Below are 17,831 nucleotides of genomic sequence, written 5' to 3'. Positions count from 1 at the left end.
TTGCTGTGCTTCTCCTGGCCGCGATAGAGGTGAAAACCTACCGGCACGCTGAGGGTGCCATTGGTCCACAACAGCAGCACCACCTGTATCCCCAGCATGAAGCCTCCGGTTTTGTGATCCTTGACCTTGAAGATGCAGCCCAGTCCTGTGGTGAACTTCTATAGGGTGGTATCGTCCAGAATAAGGTATCCACCTTTCTGAACCAGCTTGATGACCAAGCGTTGGAGCATCGCCAGCAACGGGGTTGACCCCTGCAGCAGGCGATTGAGGGTATCGTGGGAGATGCCCTCGACTGCATCAGCAAGACCTACGCAGGTATTGTTCGAGACCGAAACCAACAAGGCTTGAAGATCCTTCACGACCGGTGCTAGACTCATCTCAGGCCTCCTGTGTAAGCGGGGAGCCCTATTTTATCGCCTTACCCTTCTCTGCGTAACTTCAGTTGTTCCCTTAGGGACTGTTGGAGCACCATCCTTTTTCAGGCTGTTGCTACCCGCACTACAGGTGGAGGCCCCAAAAAAAGAACAAATCGAGGACATTGTTTCCGGGAAGACAGTCTTCAACCAAAAAACATCAAGGGGTTTGAATCCTAAAGCACACCCCTTTATTGCTGCCTCCTGCATCGGCTGAGGTCGGTATTAGCCTTGAAGCAGCTTTGCCAGTTCCACATGCAGCCGGTGCGAGGCCCGGTGGGCTACAAACTGACCCCGGTAGGGCCGGCCAGCCAGGTACAAATCGCCCAGAAAATCCAGGGCCTTGTGCCACACAGGCTCGTGCAGCTTTCGGGGGGTATTAACAAAGCCGTGCTCGCTGAACACCAGGGCGTTCTCCAGCGAAGCCCCTTTGATTAGCCCGCTAGCCTGCAGCCGTTTTACCTCGTGCAAAAAGCCAAAGGTTCGGGCCGCAGCCAGTTCTTCCAGCGACGTGGGGGGGCACTGCACCTGCTGGTAGCCAATCTTGGGATGGGGGAAAAGCACAGTTGCGGTAAGGGAAAACTGCTCGCCCGGCTGGGCCAGCACGCTGCTGCGCCCTTCCACCACCCGGATGGCTCCGTTCAGCGGCACAGGCTGGGGGCCTAGCGCCGGAAAATCCGCTAAGGCCGCCAGCCACTCCCTGGCGCTGCCATCCAGAATGGGTATCTCCGGACCGGTTACCTCGAGCACCAGACCTTCCCAAATTCCCCGAATAAATAGCGCCGCCAGCAGGTGTTCAACCGTCATCAGGCGCAGGTTTTGCTGGCCCAAAACCGTGCAACGGGTGGTGTCAACCACCGCCGAGGCCAGGGGGCGCAGCTCGAGCCCCCCCACCCTGAAGCGCACCGGCCCCTCGGCCAGATGAAACCGTACCGTGCTGAATTCACCGCTGTGAAGACCAATTCCACGTATCGTCATAGGGCTTCAAAAATCCTTAACGCCCCTGGTTAAGCAGCTGCCGCAGGGTACGCTCTACGCTGGCCAGCCAGTCCAGCAGCGCCAGCCGCCGCCAATGCTTTAAAGCAGGCTGGGCCGGAATCCCGCTGGCCCAGGTTTCCCCCGCGGGAACGTCTTTTGAGATGCTGCTACCGCCGGTAAGCCGGGCAGCCTGGCCCACCCGCACATGGTCGGCAATCACCACCCACCCCCCCATCAACACCCCGTCCTCCACCACGGCACTGCCGCCAATGGCGCTGCTGCCCACCATTACCACATCCTTGCCTATCTGGACGTTGTGTCCAATGTCGGTAAGGTCGCCAATTTTGCTGCGGGCCCCGATACGGGTCTCCCCCACCACGCTGCGCTGCACCACGCAATTGGCTCCCAGCTCGACTTCATCCTCCAGCACCACCCGGCCGGTGTGGGGCAAGCGTCGGTTATCCTGAAATCCAAATCCCACCACCCCCAGCACCGTGCCGGCCCCAAGGTGGCAATCCGCGCCCAGGCAGGTGCGGGGGTAGAGTGTAACCCGGGGCTCGAGCACCGTCCGGGGACCAATTTCTGCTTCCTCGCCAATGTAGCAGTAAGGCGCAACCACCGCCCCGGCTCCAACTCGAGCACCCCGGCACACCAGCACGTAGGCCCCAATCGAGGCGGTAGGGTCTACCACGGCCCCAGCCTCGATGGTGGCGGTAGGGTGAACGCCAGGGCTGGCCCAGGTCTCGGGCACGTCAAAAAGGGCCAGCACCAGCGGCCAGACCTTTTGCACCGAGGGCACGCGAACTCGGCTGACCGCCGGGGGACACGCGCTGGCCTCATCCAGCAACAAGGCCGCCCCACTGTCCAGCGCTGCCTGCAAAAACCGTGCCTCCCGCACCACCACCAGCTGGCCGGGCCGGGCCTGGTCGGGGGCAGCCAGACAGGAAACTTCGGTGTCGGGGCCCTCGAGGCGACCCCCTAGGTGTTGGGCAATTTCAGAGAGCAGCATACCCGGCTAAGCGTCCAAAACAAGCCCCCAATGGTTTCCCCTCAGCCAGTCCGATAAGAAGTCGTCCCGGTTCGCCCAAAAGGCGCTTGTATCCAGCCGGTTTCGCATTGACCTAAATCGAACGCTTCGGGTGGGGTTCATGGATACCGCGTCTTTGTTACGGGTTGAGCGCTGAAGCCTCCAGGGTTTAGCAAGCCCATTATGGCGCAGCCTGAACCTATGGCTTGGCTCTGTGCGCTCTCAACTACCGCTTCAATACGTTATCGGAAGTAACCAGGGCGTCTCGCAGTACGTGGAGCATGTCGAGGGCCTTGCCCGTCCCCAGGGCCACCGCCTCAACCGCGTTTTCGGCCACTACCACCGGAACCCCTGTCGCCTCTTGCAACAGCAGGTCCAGGTTGCGCAGCAAGGCGCCCCCACCGGTAAGCAAAATGCCCCGGTCGATAATGTCGGCCACCAGTTCGGGTGGGGTGATCTCGAGCACACTCTTTACCCCCTGAACGATTTTCTCGAGGGGTTCTTTGAGGGCCTCTACCACATCATCAGTGGTCACCTCAATGCTCTTGGGCAAACCCGAAATCAGGTCGCGGCCCCGCACCTCGGCCACCATACCCTGCTCACCCGGCACATGTTTGGCGGCGCCAATTTTTATCTTGAGATCCTCGGCGGTGCGTTCTCCAATCAGCAGGTTGTACTTGTTGCGAATATACCGGATGATGGAATCGTCAAACTCGTTACCGGCTATACGCAGGCTGGTCGAACGCACAATTCCACCGAGCGAAATAACCGCAATGTCGCTGGAACCTCCCCCAATATCCACCACCATGCTGCCGGTCGGCTCGGCAATTTTGATACCCGCGCCAATGGCCGCGGCCAGGGGCTCGTCAATCAGATAGGCCCGCTTGGCGCCTGCCTCCACGATGGCTTGCACCACCGCCCGGCGCTCGACCTCGGTCACGCCAGAAGGCACACCCACCATCACCTGTGGCCGGAAAAAGCGCAAGGGCGGCAAGACTTTCTTGATAAACAGGGTGAGCATTCGCTCGGTCAGGGTATAGTCGGCGATTACGCCATCTTTTAGGGGACGCGCCGCCACAATGTTGCCAGGGGTACGCCCCAGCATCCGGTAAGCCTCGGCCCCTACTGCCTTGACCTCTTTGGTGTCGCTCACCATAGCGATAACCGAGGGCTCCCGCAGCACAATACCCTTGCCACGCACATAAATGAGCACCGAGGCGGTGCCCAAATCAATACCCACGTCTTCCCCGCGAAACGAAAATAACCCAGCCATAGCGCTTTATTGTACAGGTTTGCGAGAGAAGCACAAAGTGGGGCTTTTATTTTCTGTCCATAACAGTAAAATCTCCGCCCCAACCTCGAGCCCATGTGCACAGCATCACGCAGCCCCTACCCCTTTGGGGGTTGGCCCGATGGAAAGATTTTGGGGGTATAAAGCAAAAACCGGAGCCTTAGCGACTCCGGTTTTTCTCGTCCTGGTGCTGGTGGGCGATGTAGGATTTGAACCTACGACCCCACGCGTGTGAAGCGTGTGCTCTCCCGCTGAGCTAATCGCCCAATTGTCTACTTGCTCACGCAAGCGCACTCAAAAGGGTAACATCCGCTTAGGGGCATGTCAAGCCGAGCAAAGGCCCCGCGCTGGGTATGATTGTCAATATGGAACAGGCTTTGCTGGTAAAAATCGGGGGTAGTCTCAAGGAAGCAGGGGAGCTGCTCGATGAGATAAGCACCTATCCCGGGCCCCTAGTGCTGGTACACGGGGGTGGCCCCCGAATTGCCGAGTGGTTGAACCGGATGGGCTTCGAAACCCATTTTCATCAGGGGTTGCGCATTACCCCGCCCGAACAGATGGAAGTGGTGGAGATGGTTCTCACCACCCTGGGCAAGCACCTTGCCGATGGGCTTTCTCGCCGTGGGCGGCTCAGCCTGGCCTTGACCGGAAGGGATGCAGAGCTGCTTCAGGCCCGTTTGTTAGACCCCATGCTGGGCCGGGTGGGCGAGGTGGTCAGGGTCAACACCGATGCCTTACAAAAGTTGTTGCAAGCTGGACTCACCCCCCTGGTGGCCCCCATCGGCCTCGACCCCCAGGGCCCCCTCAACATCAACGCCGACACCGCCGCTGGAGCCATCGCCGGAGCGCTACACCTGCCGGCCATCTTCCTGACCGATGTGGTGGGGGTGCTGCGCGACCCCAAAGACCCCTCGAGCCGCTTTCCACAGCTTAGCCAGTCACAGGTACAGGCTTTAATTCAAGAAGGCACGATCTCCGGTGGCATGATTCCAAAAGTCGAAGCCGCCCTGAACGCGCTGCGTAAGGGCGCCCCCTGGGCCACCGTCGCCAGGGGTGCCCGGGGCATCCTGCAAGGGGTTCTGGAGGGCACAGCAGGCACGCGGATTGTGGTTTGACGGCCACAGCATTAGATGGCACAATCGCCCCATGCGAGCAGTATGGATGGAGTCCAGGGGAGGCCCGGAGGTCTTGCGCTATGGCGAAATTGCCCCCCCAGCACTGGAAGCCGGGCAGGTGCGGGTTGCCGTGAAAGCGGTGGCGCTCAACCACCTCGATATCTGGGTGCGCAAGGGCGTAGCCAGCCCCAGGCTTCCCCTACCCCACATTCTGGGGTGCGACATTGCTGGCGAGGTGGAGTCGGTAGGTGCTGGTGTTGGCGGTATAAAACCTGGGGATGCTGTGGTGGTGAACCCAGGGGTCTCGTGTGGTCGGTGCGAGCGCTGTCTGGGCGGGCAGGATAACCTCTGTCCTGAGTACCAGATTCTGGGTGAACACCGCTGGGGCGGGTATGCCGAGTTGGTCACGGTTCCTTCGGCCAACATCTTGCCCAAGCCAGCTGGGTTGGGCTGGCTCGAGGCCGCTTCGTTGCCCCTCACCTTCCTGACCGCCTGGCAGATGGTAGTGGACAAGCTACAGGTTCGGCCTGGCGAGGATGTGCTGGTCATGGCTGCGGGTTCGGGGGTCTCGGTAGCGGCCATTCAGATCGCCAAGCTGCACGGCGCACGGGTTATCGCCACTGCCAGCAACGAAGAAAAGCTGGCCAAAGCCAAAGCCCTGGGCGCAGATGAAGGGGTCAACTACAGCCAGCCCGACTGGCACAAAGAAGTTCGCAGGCTTACCGGAGGCAAAGGCGCCGACGCGGTGGTAGACCATACCGGAGCCCAGTACTGGGAGGGGGTCATTAAGGCCACCGCCTGGGGTGGGCGGATTAGCCTGGTAGGCGCCTCTTCAGGCTACGAGGCCACCACCCCGCTTTCGCACATCTTTTACCGTCAGCTCTCTATTTTTGGCTCCACTATGGCCTCCAAAAGCCGCCTCTTCCCTATCCTGAAGTTTGTTGAGGAGGGGCGATTATTGCCTGTGGTGGGGGCAACCCTGCCCCTCAGCCAGGCCGCCGAGGGACACCGCCTACTGGAAGCACGCAGCGTATTTGGCAAGGTGGTTTTGGAGGTTTAGAGGAGCACGGTTCAGGGCTAAGGTCAAGTTTTTTTCACAGTCTTGTACCCAGTTTGTGTAACGCTGGGCCGAGCCAAACGCTTGAGGTGCGTATTGCAAACTCACAGGCAGGCGGTCTGGTTTTTGTGGCTGTGTATGTAAATCAGCGCGGCCCGCACCGAATGGCGTGTTGCTTGCAGGGGTTTGCGGGGATCGGGGTTTAGCAGATAGACTTCAACACCCTGCCACAGCAAGGCCTTGAAAAGCTCCTCTTTTGCGCGCCAGTCGCAGGCGGCCTGCACCTCGAGACCTGCCAAATCCGTTACGATGCTTGGAAATTGACAGGCAATATCGCATGATGTAAAGAGCAGAGCTAGGGGTGGCCCTGTCTGAATCACCAACGGTCGCTCGAGCGCACCGATATAGTAGATTGGGCCGTCTAGATGTAGCATGCATCTAGCGTAGCGGATGGCCCCTCCGCAAACCAGGAAGCGAGACAAAAGACGATGAAGACGGCTTTGTTTATTGACGGCTCCTACATGTACGATGCGGCCAAGCGTTTGGGGTGGAACATTGACCACCGGAAGGCGATTGGGGTTTTTTCCAAACCCGAAGACCTCTACAACGCCTTCTACTATGCGCCCGTCACCGATAGCAACGATGAACGTCAGCAAAAATTCCTCGATGCGCTGGTGTTTATGGGCTACACCGTTCGCAGCCGCGAAACCCATGGCGACCCCCGCTTCGAGGCCATGATTGCTACCGACCTGCTCATTACCGCACCCCGCTGGGAGCGGGCTGTAGTAGCCAGCGGTTCGGGCGACCTGTCCCACACCCTTTCGGCCTTGCGGGCCCAGGGCAAGGAGATTCACCTGCTGGGCGTACCCGAACTCACCGACCTCGAGCTGCGCAACCAGAGCGACCGCTACTTAGACCTGCGCGAGCTGCAACCCCAGCTCGAGCGCACCGGAGGAGGGCGGCGCAGTTATCCCAGCAGCAGCGATGAAGGCTTCACCAGCGAGGAGCAAAGCAGCCTTGCCCAACGGCTGATGGACAACCTCGAGGACGAGCTACAGTAATCCTTCTCCCAGCGAATGCGCCCCTACCTCCAGGGTAGGGGTTTTTTATGTCCAATCGCGGATGGGAATCAGCTCGCCACCCTCCACCAGCTTGCGTTTAGGGCGGTAGGCGTGGTCGAACCAAATTTCCAGCACAGCCCGATCCAGATGCTGTGGCGACACGATAATCTTACGCACATAGTACCCTCCTTCGTCCGAGGCAGAAATCTCGTTGCCCTTGGTAAGCCGCAGTTCCACAATATCGCCATTGCGCGCTGTGCGAACCCGTACCCGGAAGGCCGTATCGCCCTCGCGCTGGAGGTGCTCATCAGGTTTGCGAAAAAAGCCAAACATACCCTTAGTCTAAGCGCCCATGCGGGCCTCGAGCCTGCTTGGCTTTGTGCTCTGGGGCCCTAGGCCAAAGCACCGGCGCTGGCCCATGTATCCAGCCGGTGTGAATACCCGCCTGAATCGTTCCGTTAGGGATTGCCAGAGCACCCTAGCTTTTCGAGCCGTTGCCACCCACGCTTCAGGCGGGGCCCCAAAGAAAGAACAAATCAAAAACATTTGAAAGCCTCAGGCGGGGTTGACATAACCTTAACGCAACACTTCACCTGGTTTGATGCGTAAAGCCCGCCAAAGCGGCAAAAGCGAAGCCAGCAGCACCACCAGCAAGCTCAGCAGCGAAACCCAGACAAAGTCTGAAGCCTTGATCTCCACCGGCAGGCGGGTGAGGAAATAAAGCTCACCCGGAATCTCTACAGGTCGCCAGGCAAAGTAGCTGGAGAGGCCAAAGCCCAGCAGGTTGCCCAAAGCGATACCCAGCGTGCCCAGCACCAAGCCCTGAAGCGCAAACACCCCCGCCACCTGATTGGCCCTGGCCCCCATTACCCGCAGCAGCGCAATGTCGGGGGTTTTCTCGATGACCGTAAGCACCAGTACGCTGGCCATACCCAAGGCCGCCACCACCACAATCAAAAAGACCACGATACCAATCACCCGTTTTTGCAGGGCCAGCTGTTCGATCAGGGTGCGGTTGCTGGACTGCCAGGTCTGGGGGAAGTAATGCCGCCCAGCCAGGGCCAGCCCCACCTGCGGGGCCTGCTCAGGGTCACGCAGGCGGAGTTGATAGCCCGAGAGGGCCGTGGGGGCTTCCATCAGTTCGCGGGCATCCTGCAGGGTGGTAAAGGCGAAGCCCGCATCGAGAAGGTAGTTGCCGGTCTGAAACGAGCCCACCACCCTTAGCTCGATGCGCTTCTGGTTGATGGAAACCAGAAAAAGCCTGTCGCCCGGGTAGGCCCCCAGGCTGCGGGCCAGGGCACTGCCCAGCACGATGCCACCGGGCTTTAGCTGCGATAGGTCGAGCTCGGGGTAGACTGCCTCTCCGCCGTCCCCCAGCCCAATCAGGGTGGCAAAGTCGGCCCCTGCGCTGCGGCCCGCCCCAGCCCGGCGGGTCAGGAGGGCCTTGGTCAGGAGCACCGGGGCCTGGCCCACTACCTGGGGGTGGGGGGGAGGTGGGGGGCTTTCCTCAGGGTTCAGGCTTTGCAGGTAGATGTGCGGCACGGCCTTAAGGGTGGCTTCAACCAGCCCCTTAATAAAGCCATTGGTAAGTGAAAGGGCAGTGGTAAGCACCATAATGCCCACCGCCACCCCCAGCAGGCTGATGAGGCTCTGGGTGCGGCGGTGACGCAGGTAGCGTGATGCAAGAAACCAGATGAACCGCATAGGGTTGGTGAGGGTCGGGCACCCTGCTGTTTTTGCCATGGATGCTTGCAGCTTCAAAGCATCCCCAGCTACTTCAGCAGCAGATGTGCTTTAGCGGTGCAACAATCCCAGCGCTACGCCCCCAGGCCCGACCATCTTACCTCGCCCTGCCTGAGGGGCGCCCACATCCGCGCTCACCCTTAGCGGCGTGCTCCGGGTAGGGTTGGCCTTACCCCCGGCCCCGCTGAATCACCGTGACCCGAACGTTGCGTACCCCAAAGCGAATGGCGGTATTCCGGTCGGGGAGCCAGACGTCGAGCTGCTCCCGCTTGCGGGGATGCATGGTGTCTTCCACAACAAAAACCCGATCCTTGAACAGGTAGTTGAAGCGGCCCTTGCCCTTGCCCCCGGTGGTGCCCAGATCCTCGAGCATCACTTTAGAACCATAGGGCAGTTCGCGCAGCATATCCCGGCTAACCGCGATGATGCCGATACGGGTGCGCGCACCCGTGGCAGTGATGAAGGGCGTGCTGTCGGTCTCTCGCACCGAAGAGGTGTAGGCCGTAGCCTTGAGGGTCATCACCCGGGGGGCCTGGGCCCAGCTTAATCCAAACACTGCAATCAGCAGGATCAGGATTGGAATTCGCAAATACAGTAACCATCTCATACACCTCGAGGTTAGGGGGTAGTTCTCAGGTTCTCTTAGAAAGAGGCGTTACGTCTCTCATTTAGCCGGGCCGTCTAGATGTGGTTTATTCGGGGAGTCTTTTATTTACTTGCTTAACAAGGCCTATTTGGCTCACTGTTTTATGAGTCCAACCTAAAGCACTCCTTTACATTTCTCATCTTTAAACATGACATCTGCCTGACAGGATTTGCGGCTCAAAATGTAGCATTTATGCCGTACTGCACGTGTTTTTCCAATCACAAATCAGTGGGGCTACATTACGTGTGGGGCATAGTCCGTAACGCCGGGATGCAAAAACTGTCCGGTTTGCACACCGGACAGCACCTATACCTGGGGTTTGGGCCTACTCCAGCACGGCAAGGTAGTCGTAGAGGTCAGGCCCACCCGGATGAACCTCGAGGCTAAGCTCGGGGAAAGCCTGAGAAACTCGAGCCGTCAGGGCATCCAGGGTTTCTTTGGTAAGGGTGGGGCCGTGGAAAATGGTGAGTATCTCGCGCTCATTTTCCTGAACCGCCAGGCTGACCAGATTAAATAAGGCATCCTCGGGGGTATCGGCTGCCAGTACCAGCTTGTCATCACGCAAGCCGATGGGCTGCCCCTCGGTCACGCTGACCCCACTTATCTCCACGCTCCGGCTGGCCCGGGTGACTTCCAGGGTGGCGGCTCGTCTAGAGGCCTCTTCCATCTCGGGCAGGAGCTCGCTCGAGGGCAGCTCAGGCTGGTACAGCACGCTGGCCGCCAGCCCCTGGCCCATGGTGCGGGTGGGTATGACGTGTACGGTCTTTCCCTCAGCCAGGCTGGCTGCTTGCTGGGCCGACATAATCACGTTGCTGTTGTTGGGCAGCACGATTACTTCGGGGTTGGGCAGGCTTCGAATGGCGTCCAGGATGTCCTGCACGCTGGGGTTGGCGGTCTGACCCCCGGCCACAACCCGCGCCCCAAAACCCCGGAAGGCTTTGACCAGCCCCCAGCCGTTGGCCACCACCACCAGACCGGTGGGGGGTGGCGCCTCGTCGACTGCCCCAGCCATGGAGAGGATCTCGGTGTGCTGCTGGGACATGTCCTCGACCTTGGTGCGGATCATCTTGCCGTAGCGGGCCACGCTGGCCAGCAGCCCGTCGGGGTCGTTGGTGTGGATGTGGCCCTTGACGTAGCCCTCGGCCCCCACCACCAGCAGTGAGTCGCCAAAGGACGAAACCGCTTCACGGATTTTCTCGATGGATTCGGCCACACCCTCCATCAAAAACTCAGTGCAGTAGCCAAACTCTTCTTCCTCAAAGGCGGTCTGGGCATAGCGCTCAATTTTGGGCGGTTCGGGCAGGGGCAAGCCCTTGAGGTAACCCTCGAGCCCCTCGATAAAACGCAGCAGGCCCACCCCTCCGGCGTCTACCACCCCAGCTTGCTTGAGCACCGGCAGCAGCTCGGGGGTACGGTCGGAGGCTTCACGGCCTCTCAACAAAGCCCCCTGCAGAACCTCCTCGAGGCTGCCGGCTCCTTTCTCCAAAGCCTCCCGCGCGCCTTCAGCCACCCCACGCGAAACGGTCAGGATGGTGCCTTCTACAGGCTTCATCACCGCCTTGTAGCCCATACGGGAGCCTTCCTCGAAAGCCTGGGCCAGCAAGGCAGGCGAAAGCATGGCCGCATCTTTAATGGTCTCGGCAAAGCCCTTGAGAATCTGGGAAGTGATGACCCCCGAGTTGCCCCTGGCACCCAGCAGCGAACCATAGCTGATGGCTCGAGCCACCTCACTCATTTTGCTGGTGTCGGCCAGGTCGAGCTCCCGTCGCACCGACTGTAGGGTGAGGTGCATGTTAGTACCGGTATCGCCATCGGGTACCGGATAAACGTTGAGCGCGTTCACTTCTTCTACATAGACCGCAAACCAATCGGTCGCATAACGAAAGGCCTGGGCCAGCTCGCCAGGTGAAAGGTTACTGGCCATGACGCACCCCCTGCCCTACTGCTTGTTGTTCCCTGGCCCGCCTAGCCACGGCTCACCCCTACCACGTGGACACGCACGCTAGAAAGCTCAGCCCCGGCCAGGCTTTTGGCTGCCCAGCGCACCCGCTCCCCTATGCTATCCACCACTGTGGGTATGCGGGCCCCAAAGGCGATCACCACGTACAGGTCGGCCTGATACTTCCCGCTTGCGGCTGGGTCAGGCTTGACCACCACCCCTTCACTGGCCTCGCTGCGGCCCAGGACGCGACTAATTGACTCGCGGATGCCTGCAGGGCTCATGCCCAGCACACCCGGCACTTCATGCGCAGCCAGGCCCAAAATAGCGGCCAGCGCGCCTTCCGTTACGGTGATGTTTCCTTTCAAACCATGCCTCCAGATCTGCTCTCTTGCTTTCAACCCCAACCTTCTCTAGAGCCACAAAGGCCCCGTTGAGGTTGATTAGGTTCCCTATGGGGCAACTATAACTCACCCAAACCCAGTTTCCAAGTTTGTAAAGCACCTGCACCAGTGGCCGCCGGGTCGGCTCTGGCCTTTTGTGGGGCGTATATACCACCGTGCATCAGACGGGCTTCCCCAATTTATGGTAAAGAAATGCCTTTGATTTGTTCTTTTTACTGCCCCCCATCAAAAGCAGGGCCAGGAACTGCTCTAACATCCAGTCGGTGTTGACCTGCGCCAAACAGAAAGCTGCCGGTGGGGTTCAGCCCCATCGCGTGGATCAGCGCCCATTGCTGTTCTCGACCAGGCTGGCTTCCAGTCGGCCAAAATCCCGCCCGAAGACGAAGCGAACCGGGGTGCGCCGGGCATCCTGGCGGTACCAGACTTCTATCAGAACGTCTTCTCGAGCAAAACGATACCCCACCAGGCCATTGTTGGGCGGCAGCACCTCCAGGCGTCCCTGGACGGGTTTGGGGTAGTCCACCGCGTAAATCTGGCGGGTCTCGGGGCGCAGACGCAGGTAGTAGATGAGCGCAAGCTGATCCAGTATCTGGTCGCTCGGGCTGTTCCAACCGGTCTGTCTACCGTCTGGGTGCATCACCTTCGCCCATGAACCGCTGTTTTCCTGGCGTTCATAGACCAGCCGGGTGGTGCCCTTGAGCGGCTCGGTCAGGTTTTGCCAGAAGCGGTCGGTAAAGAAGTCGAGGCCTACCTGGCTTTCAGACTCCAGGCCATAGCCCGCGGCCTTGGCCAGCCCGGTGGGCTCGAGCTTGAGGCGAAAACGCCAGCCGCCCTCCACTGGATCGGCGCTGAGGTAAAGCCTGCCCACCCCTATACCCTGCCAGGTAAGGTTATAGGTCAGCCGCTCACCGGGAGGCCAGGGGACGCTCTGGGCCAGGGCCAGCATGCCCACAGCCATTGCTACAAGCAAAGCAAAGCGCTTTATCCACCCTGCGGATCCCACCCCCCCAGCGTACAACACCTGCCGGAACAGCCAGAGATGATTGTTTAATTGTTTTAGGAGTTGCGCACTTGAGTGAGGATTTGGGGGGAACAAGATCGATAAAATCGCGTACAGAACGGTATTTACCCGAATCCTAACGTACCTGCGTTTACAAGGTATAACGATTCCAGAAACAAGAAGCCCACAACGTCAATAAAACACAATTCCGACGGGCTGAAGTGAGGAGCCAACCTATGGTTTTGTCAACGTTCAACTGCGTAAGTCCTATGTTTATCTGAACGCAGCAGCAAAAGAGCTGTACTATAGTTCGACAGGATGAAGACCTTGTATTTACCAGCAAATCGGCAGGAGGCGCCATGAAGCGGGTGGTGCTGGCCTTTGGAACCCGGCCCGAAGCCATCAAGATGGCTCCGGTTATCTTTGCTATGCGCAAGCTGGCGGGTATCGAAACCATTGTGCTTTCAACCGGGCAACACCGCACACAGCTCGAGGACGCTCTAAGGGTATTTGGCATCGAGCCCGACGCCGACTTACAGGTGATGACCGAGCGCCAGACCCTCCCAGACCTGATGGGACGCATTGTGCCAGCTGCGGCAGCAAAACTTAAGGAGCTTCGCGCCGACTATGTGATGGTGCACGGCGATACCCTGACCACCTTTGCCGTAACCCTGGCGGCTTTCTTCGAGCATATTCCAGTTGCACACGTAGAGGCGGGGCTGCGTAGCTTTAATCTGCTCGAGCCCTTCCCCGAGGAAGCCAATCGCCGCCTGACCGATGTGCTCACCGACCTGGATCTGGCCCCTACCCATACTTCTAAGAAAAACCTCTTGCAGGAGGGCAAAGCCGCGCAAAACATAATCGTAACAGGCCAGACCGAAGTAGACGCGGTGCTGTATGCCAGCGAACGCGGCACCCCTCCCCCCCTGCCCGCAGGCAAGCGCATCGTGACCGTAACCATGCACCGCCGTGAAAACCTGCCCTTTATGCACGAGCTGGCTGCGGCCCTGGCTCGAGTAGCCCGGGCCCATCCCGAGTGTCATTTTGTATACCCGGTGCACCTGAACCCGGCGGTGCGGGAGGCCGTGTATCCAGTGCTGGAAAAAGTGCCCAACTTCGAGCTGCTCGAGCCGCTGGAGTTTGGCGCTATGGCTGGGTTGATGAGGCGCTCAACTCTGCTCGTAACCGACTCCGGCGGGGTTCAGGAAAGCGGGGCCACCCTGGGCATACCGGTGGTGGTGCTGCGCAACGTAACCGAACGACCCGAAGGGCTCGAGGTGGGGGCCTTGAAGCTAGCCGGAACCGACCCAGAGCAGGTTTTTGCGACCATCCACACCCTGCTCTCGGATGAAGCCGCCCTGCAGGCCATGCGCCTCCGGCCCAACCCCTATGGCGATGGCCGGGCAGGTGAGCGCTGTGCCCAGGGGGTGGCCTGGCGCCTGGGCCTGGCGGAGCGTCCCGTCGACTGGGCGGGCTACAGCGTGCTGCGCTAAAGGAGCACCCCCGCAGATAAACCCGCGCAACCCAGAGGTGGTAGGCCAGGCCCAGATGGACGAGGTTGTCTTCGGGCTTTTTCGCACAATGCACCCCTTGCGGTGGTTCGGCAAACTCACCTGCCAGCCTGGGGGGCAGTATCCCAATAGTACAGGGCCAGTGGCTACCGCCAGTTGGATTGCTTATAATGCGCTCACATTAGGTTGACAGGACTATGCATATCCATGAAGGTATTGCCCCAAGCGGAAATGGCTACGGACAGTTCTACCGGCGCTGGCGCCCCAGCAGGCCCAAAGCCTTTTTGGTTGTGACCCATGGTTTTGGCGAGCACAGCGGGCGCTATGCCCATTTTGCAGAGTACCTGGTTTCCCGTGGCTACGCGGTGTATGCCCACGACCTGGTGGGTCATGGTCGCTCGAGTGGGCAGCGCGGGCACATCGACAGCTGGACCGATTACTGGCACGCCCTGGCCATTTTTCGCAACTTTGCACAAGCCTGCGAACCCTCGCTGCCATCGTTCTTGTTTGGCCACAGCATGGGCGGCCTGGTGGTGCTGAGCTACCTGACAATGCAGCCCCTGGACATAAGGGGAGCCATCGTGAGTGGGGCCTTGCTCGAGCCGGGTAGCACCGCTAATCCCCTGCTGGTGGCCGCGGCGCGGCTGCTATCTGCAAACTGGCCCGCTTTGTCGTTCAAACTGGGGCTAAATATCAAAGCCCTCTCCCGCGACCCAGCCGTGATCGAAGCTTATCGTAACGATCCCCTCGTGCACAGTAGGGCCAGTGTCCGCTGGGGCACCGAAGTGCTGAACGCCATGGGCTCGCTCAAAACCCAGGTCAAAAGGGTTGTGGATCCGCTGCTCATCCTGCATGGTGAGGCCGACGCCATCAACCGCGTCGAGGGGGCACACTGGCTTTTCCGAGAGGTATCCTCGATCGACAAAGAGCTGCGCATCTATCCGGGGGGATATCACGAGCCCCTCAACGACCTGCAAAAGGAACAGGTTTTGCAAGACATTGCCGACTGGCTCGATCGGCACCTGTAGAAAATCTTCTCTTGCATCGGGGCACCGAACCGCTCCCAGGTCTGGCCCCTCTATGCAAGTAATGGCTTGGTAATAAGGGCTTTTTAGGGTTTAGGCAGGAGGCATTTATGGCTACTGTTGAATCCGCGAAGCCCCGTTCGGGCTCGAGCCGCCCCAAGGGCCGTTCCGTCCAACCCACGCTGCGCTTTGTGCGGTGGTTTAAGGAGGTGGGTATCGAACAAGTACCACTGGTCGGGGGCAAGAACGCCTCGTTGGGCGAGATGGTACGCGAACTGGGCAAGCTGGGGGTACGGGTGCCCGATGGCTTTGCTGTTACTGCTGAGGCTTACCATCACTTCCTACAGGCCAACGGCCTGGGGGCCCCCATCCGCGAGCAGTTGCGCGAGCTGAACCCCCACGACCCCGACGACCTGGCCCGGCGCACCCGGCTCATCCGCAACCTGATTCTGCGGGCCTCGCTGCCGGAAGACCTCGAGGGTGAAATTCTGCTGGCCTACCGCGAACTCTCGCGCCGGGCCGGCATAGAAGACCTGATGGTGGCGGTACGCTCCAGCGCCACCGCCGAAGACCTGCCCACTGCCAGTTTTGCCGGGCAGCACGAGAGCTATCTGGGCATCCAGGGCGAGGCCGAGTTGCTGGAGGCCGTGAAGAAATGCTTTGCCAGCCTCTACACCGCCCGGGCCACCCGCTACCGGGTAGATATGGGCTTCCCCCACGAAAAGGTCTTGCTCTCGGTGGGAGTGCAGCAACTGGTGCGCTCGGATCTGGCTTCCTCGGGCGTGATCTTTACCCTCGATACCGAGACCGGCTTTGACGGGGTGGTGATGCTGGAAGGGGTGTGGGGCCTGGGCGAGAACATCGTGCAGGGCAAGTCCACCCCCGACCGTTTCTATGTCCATAAGGAAACCCTGGCCAAAGGCTACAAGCCCTTGCTCTGGAAAAAACTGGGGGCCAAGGAACTGCGTTTGGTCTACGACGCCGAGCATCACAAGCTACGCAACAACCCGGTAGCGCCCGCCGAACGCAACCAGTGGGTGCTCTCCAACGAAGAAGTCCAGTGGGTGCTCTCCAACGAAGAAGTGCTGACCCTGGCCCGGTGGGCGGTTGCGATCGAGCAGCACTACAGCAAAAAACGGGGCTCACCCACCCCTATGGACATCGAGTGGGCCAAGGACGGGATTACCGGTGAGCTGTTTATTGTGCAGGCCCGGCCCGAAACCGTCCACAGCCGTAAAAACCCCACCATCAAGACCTATACCCTGCTACAAGAAGGCAAGGTGCTGGTGGAAGGGCTGGCGGTGGGGGAAAAGATTGCTACGGGGCCCGCCAAAGTCATCCGCGACCCCAAGGCCATGAACCAGATCAAGCCCGGCGATGTTTTGGTGACCGTCACCACCAACCCCGACTGGGAACCCATCATGAAGATTGCCAGCGCCATCGTGACCGAGCGGGGCGGGCGCACCTCGCACGCGGCCATTGTGGCCCGCGAGCTGGGCATTCCGGCGGTGGTGGGGGCTGCTGGGGCGACCAAAGCCCTGGCTAAGGGTGGCCCGGTCACGGTCTCGTGCGCCCAGGGCGAGGTGGGGCGGGTTTATGAGGGGGTTTTGAAATTCAGCGTGGAGGAATTCGACCCCTTCCAAATCGGCGCCACCCGCACCCAGGTCATGATGAACGTGGGCAACCCCGAGCAGGCCTTCCGGCTGGCCCTGCTGCCCAACGATGGGGTGGGCTTGGCCCGGATGGAGTTTATCTTTGCCGACTGGGTGGGCATTCATCCCCTGGCACTGCTGCACCCCGAAAAACTAAGCCCCAAGGTGCGGCGCGAAATCGAGGTTAAAACCAATGGCTACAAGAGCGGGCGCGAATACTTCATTGACCGCCTAAGCCAGAGCATCGCGGTGCTGGCCGGGGCCTTCTATCCCAAGCCGGTTATCTTGCGCATGAGCGACTTCAAGACCAACGAGTACGCCAAGCTGCTGGGGGGCGAGGCCTTTGAGCCGAGCGAGGAAAACCCCATGCTGGGCTGGCGTGGGGCCAGCCGCTACTACCACCCCGACTACAAAGAGGGCTTTTTGCTCGAGGTCGAGGCGGTGCGGCGGGTACGCGACGAGATGGGCCTCGCCAACCTGGTGGTGATGATTCCCTTCTGCCGCACGGTAGAGGAAGGCAAAAAGGTGCTCGATGTCATGAAAGAAGGAGGCCTGGAGCGTGGTAAGAACGGCCTCGAGGTCTACGTGATGGCCGAGATTCCTTCCAACGTGATCCTGGCCGAAGAATTTAGCCAGGTTTTTGACGGCTTCTCGATTGGCTCCAACGACCTGACCCAGTTGGTGCTGGGGGTAGACCGCGACTCCACCCAGGTAGCGGCCCTCTTCGACGAGCGCAGCCCGGCGGTCAGGTGGGCCTGCGCCGAACTGATTCAAAAAGCCCACAAGCACGGGCGCAAGGTGGGAATCTGCGGGCAGGCTCCCTCCGACTACCCCGAGTTTGCCGCTTTCCTGGTGGATGCAGGCATCGACTCCATCAGCCTTAACCCCGACTCGGTGGTGCGCACCAAGCGGCGCATCGTGGAGACCGAGCAAAACCGTAAAGGACGCAAAGCCAGGGCTTGAGGGAGG

At 60.1% G+C, this 17,831-nt stretch carries 17 protein-coding genes and 1 tRNA gene; 6 read left to right on the top strand and 12 right to left on the bottom strand.

The window, feature by feature from the left end; translation table 11 throughout:
* Positions 1-158 precede the first annotated feature (158 nt).
* The 5 genes from Q355_RS0107570 to Q355_RS0107550 all read right to left on the bottom strand — a co-directional run bounded on the left by Q355_RS0107570 (position 159) and on the right by Q355_RS0107550 (position 3,975).
* Positions 159-377, bottom strand: coding sequence for a hypothetical protein (locus tag Q355_RS0107570; protein ID WP_027877243.1), 219 nt, complete (start codon positions 375-377; stop codon positions 159-161).
* Positions 378-638: 261 nt separating this feature from the next.
* Positions 639-1,391: a UDP-3-O-acyl-N-acetylglucosamine deacetylase gene (locus tag Q355_RS0107565; RefSeq protein ID WP_027877242.1), complete on the bottom strand. Its 753-nt coding sequence runs from the start codon at positions 1,389-1,391 to the stop codon at positions 639-641.
* Positions 1,392-1,407: 16 nt separating this feature from the next.
* Entirely contained in the window at positions 1,408-2,400 is a 993-nt protein-coding gene (locus Q355_RS0107560; RefSeq protein WP_027877241.1) for a UDP-3-O-(3-hydroxymyristoyl)glucosamine N-acyltransferase, read from the bottom strand.
* Positions 2,401-2,644: 244 nt separating this feature from the next.
* Positions 2,645-3,691 carry a rod shape-determining protein gene (gene mreB, locus Q355_RS0107555; protein ID WP_027877240.1) on the bottom strand — a complete coding sequence of 349 codons (1,047 nt, stop codon included), beginning with the start codon at positions 3,689-3,691 and terminating at the stop codon, positions 2,645-2,647.
* A 209-nt stretch (positions 3,692-3,900) separates the two neighbouring features.
* A tRNA-Val gene (locus Q355_RS0107550) sits at positions 3,901-3,975 on the bottom strand.
* A gap of 99 nt (positions 3,976-4,074) precedes the next feature.
* On the opposite strand from Q355_RS0107550, the gene argB reads away from it, so the two are divergent.
* Both argB and Q355_RS0107540 read left to right on the top strand, forming a co-directional pair.
* The gene (gene argB, locus Q355_RS0107545; protein ID WP_027877239.1) at positions 4,075-4,824 is read left to right on the top strand and encodes an acetylglutamate kinase; all 750 of its coding nucleotides are present in this window, start codon (positions 4,075-4,077) and stop codon (positions 4,822-4,824) included.
* Between the two features lie 31 nt (positions 4,825-4,855).
* Positions 4,856-5,884: a zinc-binding dehydrogenase gene (locus tag Q355_RS0107540; RefSeq protein WP_027877238.1), complete on the top strand. Its 1,029-nt coding sequence runs from the start codon at positions 4,856-4,858 to the stop codon at positions 5,882-5,884.
* Positions 5,885-5,985: 101 nt separating this feature from the next.
* On the opposite strand, the gene Q355_RS0107535 is transcribed toward Q355_RS0107540, so the two are convergent.
* Positions 5,986-6,315, bottom strand: coding sequence for an STAS domain-containing protein (locus Q355_RS0107535; protein ID WP_027877237.1), 330 nt, complete (start codon positions 6,313-6,315; stop codon positions 5,986-5,988).
* Between the two features lie 54 nt (positions 6,316-6,369).
* On the opposite strand from Q355_RS0107535, the gene Q355_RS0107530 reads away from it, so the two are divergent.
* Entirely contained in the window at positions 6,370-6,942 is a 573-nt protein-coding gene (locus tag Q355_RS0107530) for a LabA-like NYN domain-containing protein (protein WP_027877236.1), read from the top strand.
* Between the two features lie 45 nt (positions 6,943-6,987).
* On the opposite strand, the gene Q355_RS0107525 is transcribed toward Q355_RS0107530, so the two are convergent.
* From Q355_RS0107525 to Q355_RS0107500, 6 genes are all read right to left on the bottom strand, one after another.
* Positions 6,988-7,275 (bottom strand): hypothetical protein, encoded by a 288-nt coding sequence (locus tag Q355_RS0107525; RefSeq protein WP_027877235.1) that lies wholly within the window; start codon positions 7,273-7,275, stop codon positions 6,988-6,990.
* A 243-nt stretch (positions 7,276-7,518) separates the two neighbouring features.
* Complete coding sequence (locus Q355_RS0107520; protein WP_027877234.1) at positions 7,519-8,646, bottom strand: ABC transporter permease; 1,128 nt, start codon at positions 8,644-8,646, stop codon at positions 7,519-7,521.
* 208 nt (positions 8,647-8,854) lie between these two features.
* Complete coding sequence (locus tag Q355_RS0107515) at positions 8,855-9,292, bottom strand: 3D domain-containing protein (RefSeq protein WP_027877233.1); 438 nt, start codon at positions 9,290-9,292, stop codon at positions 8,855-8,857.
* Between the two features lie 364 nt (positions 9,293-9,656).
* The gene (locus Q355_RS0107510; protein WP_027877232.1) at positions 9,657-11,255 is read right to left on the bottom strand and encodes a DAK2 domain-containing protein; all 1,599 of its coding nucleotides are present in this window, start codon (positions 11,253-11,255) and stop codon (positions 9,657-9,659) included.
* Positions 11,256-11,296: 41 nt separating this feature from the next.
* The gene (locus Q355_RS0107505; protein ID WP_027877231.1) at positions 11,297-11,638 is read right to left on the bottom strand and encodes an Asp23/Gls24 family envelope stress response protein; all 342 of its coding nucleotides are present in this window, start codon (positions 11,636-11,638) and stop codon (positions 11,297-11,299) included.
* 355 nt (positions 11,639-11,993) lie between these two features.
* Positions 11,994-12,632 carry a DUF3108 domain-containing protein gene (locus Q355_RS0107500; protein ID WP_036258966.1) on the bottom strand — a complete coding sequence of 213 codons (639 nt, stop codon included), beginning with the start codon at positions 12,630-12,632 and terminating at the stop codon, positions 11,994-11,996.
* A 401-nt stretch (positions 12,633-13,033) separates the two neighbouring features.
* Between Q355_RS0107500 and wecB the strand changes: the two genes are divergently transcribed.
* The 3 genes from wecB to ppsA all read left to right on the top strand — a co-directional run bounded on the left by wecB (position 13,034) and on the right by ppsA (position 17,825).
* Positions 13,034-14,167, top strand: a complete 1,134-nt coding sequence (gene wecB, locus Q355_RS0107495) for a non-hydrolyzing UDP-N-acetylglucosamine 2-epimerase (RefSeq protein WP_027877229.1) — start codon at positions 13,034-13,036, stop codon at positions 14,165-14,167.
* Between the two features lie 215 nt (positions 14,168-14,382).
* On the top strand, positions 14,383-15,213 hold the full coding sequence (locus tag Q355_RS0107490) for an alpha/beta hydrolase (protein WP_051529351.1): 831 nt from the start codon (positions 14,383-14,385) through the stop codon (positions 15,211-15,213).
* A gap of 179 nt (positions 15,214-15,392) precedes the next feature.
* Positions 15,393-17,825: a phosphoenolpyruvate synthase gene (ppsA, locus tag Q355_RS0107485; RefSeq protein WP_027877227.1), complete on the top strand. Its 2,433-nt coding sequence runs from the start codon at positions 15,393-15,395 to the stop codon at positions 17,823-17,825.
* Positions 17,826-17,831 lie beyond the last annotated feature (6 nt).

The sequence above is a fragment of the Meiothermus cerbereus DSM 11376 genome, from assembly GCF_000620065.1.
GTDB classification, from domain to species: Bacteria; Deinococcota; Deinococci; order Deinococcales; family Thermaceae; genus Meiothermus; species Meiothermus cerbereus.
Note: the sequence above shows the minus strand (reverse complement) of the source record. Positions and strands in the feature narration are given on the sequence as shown.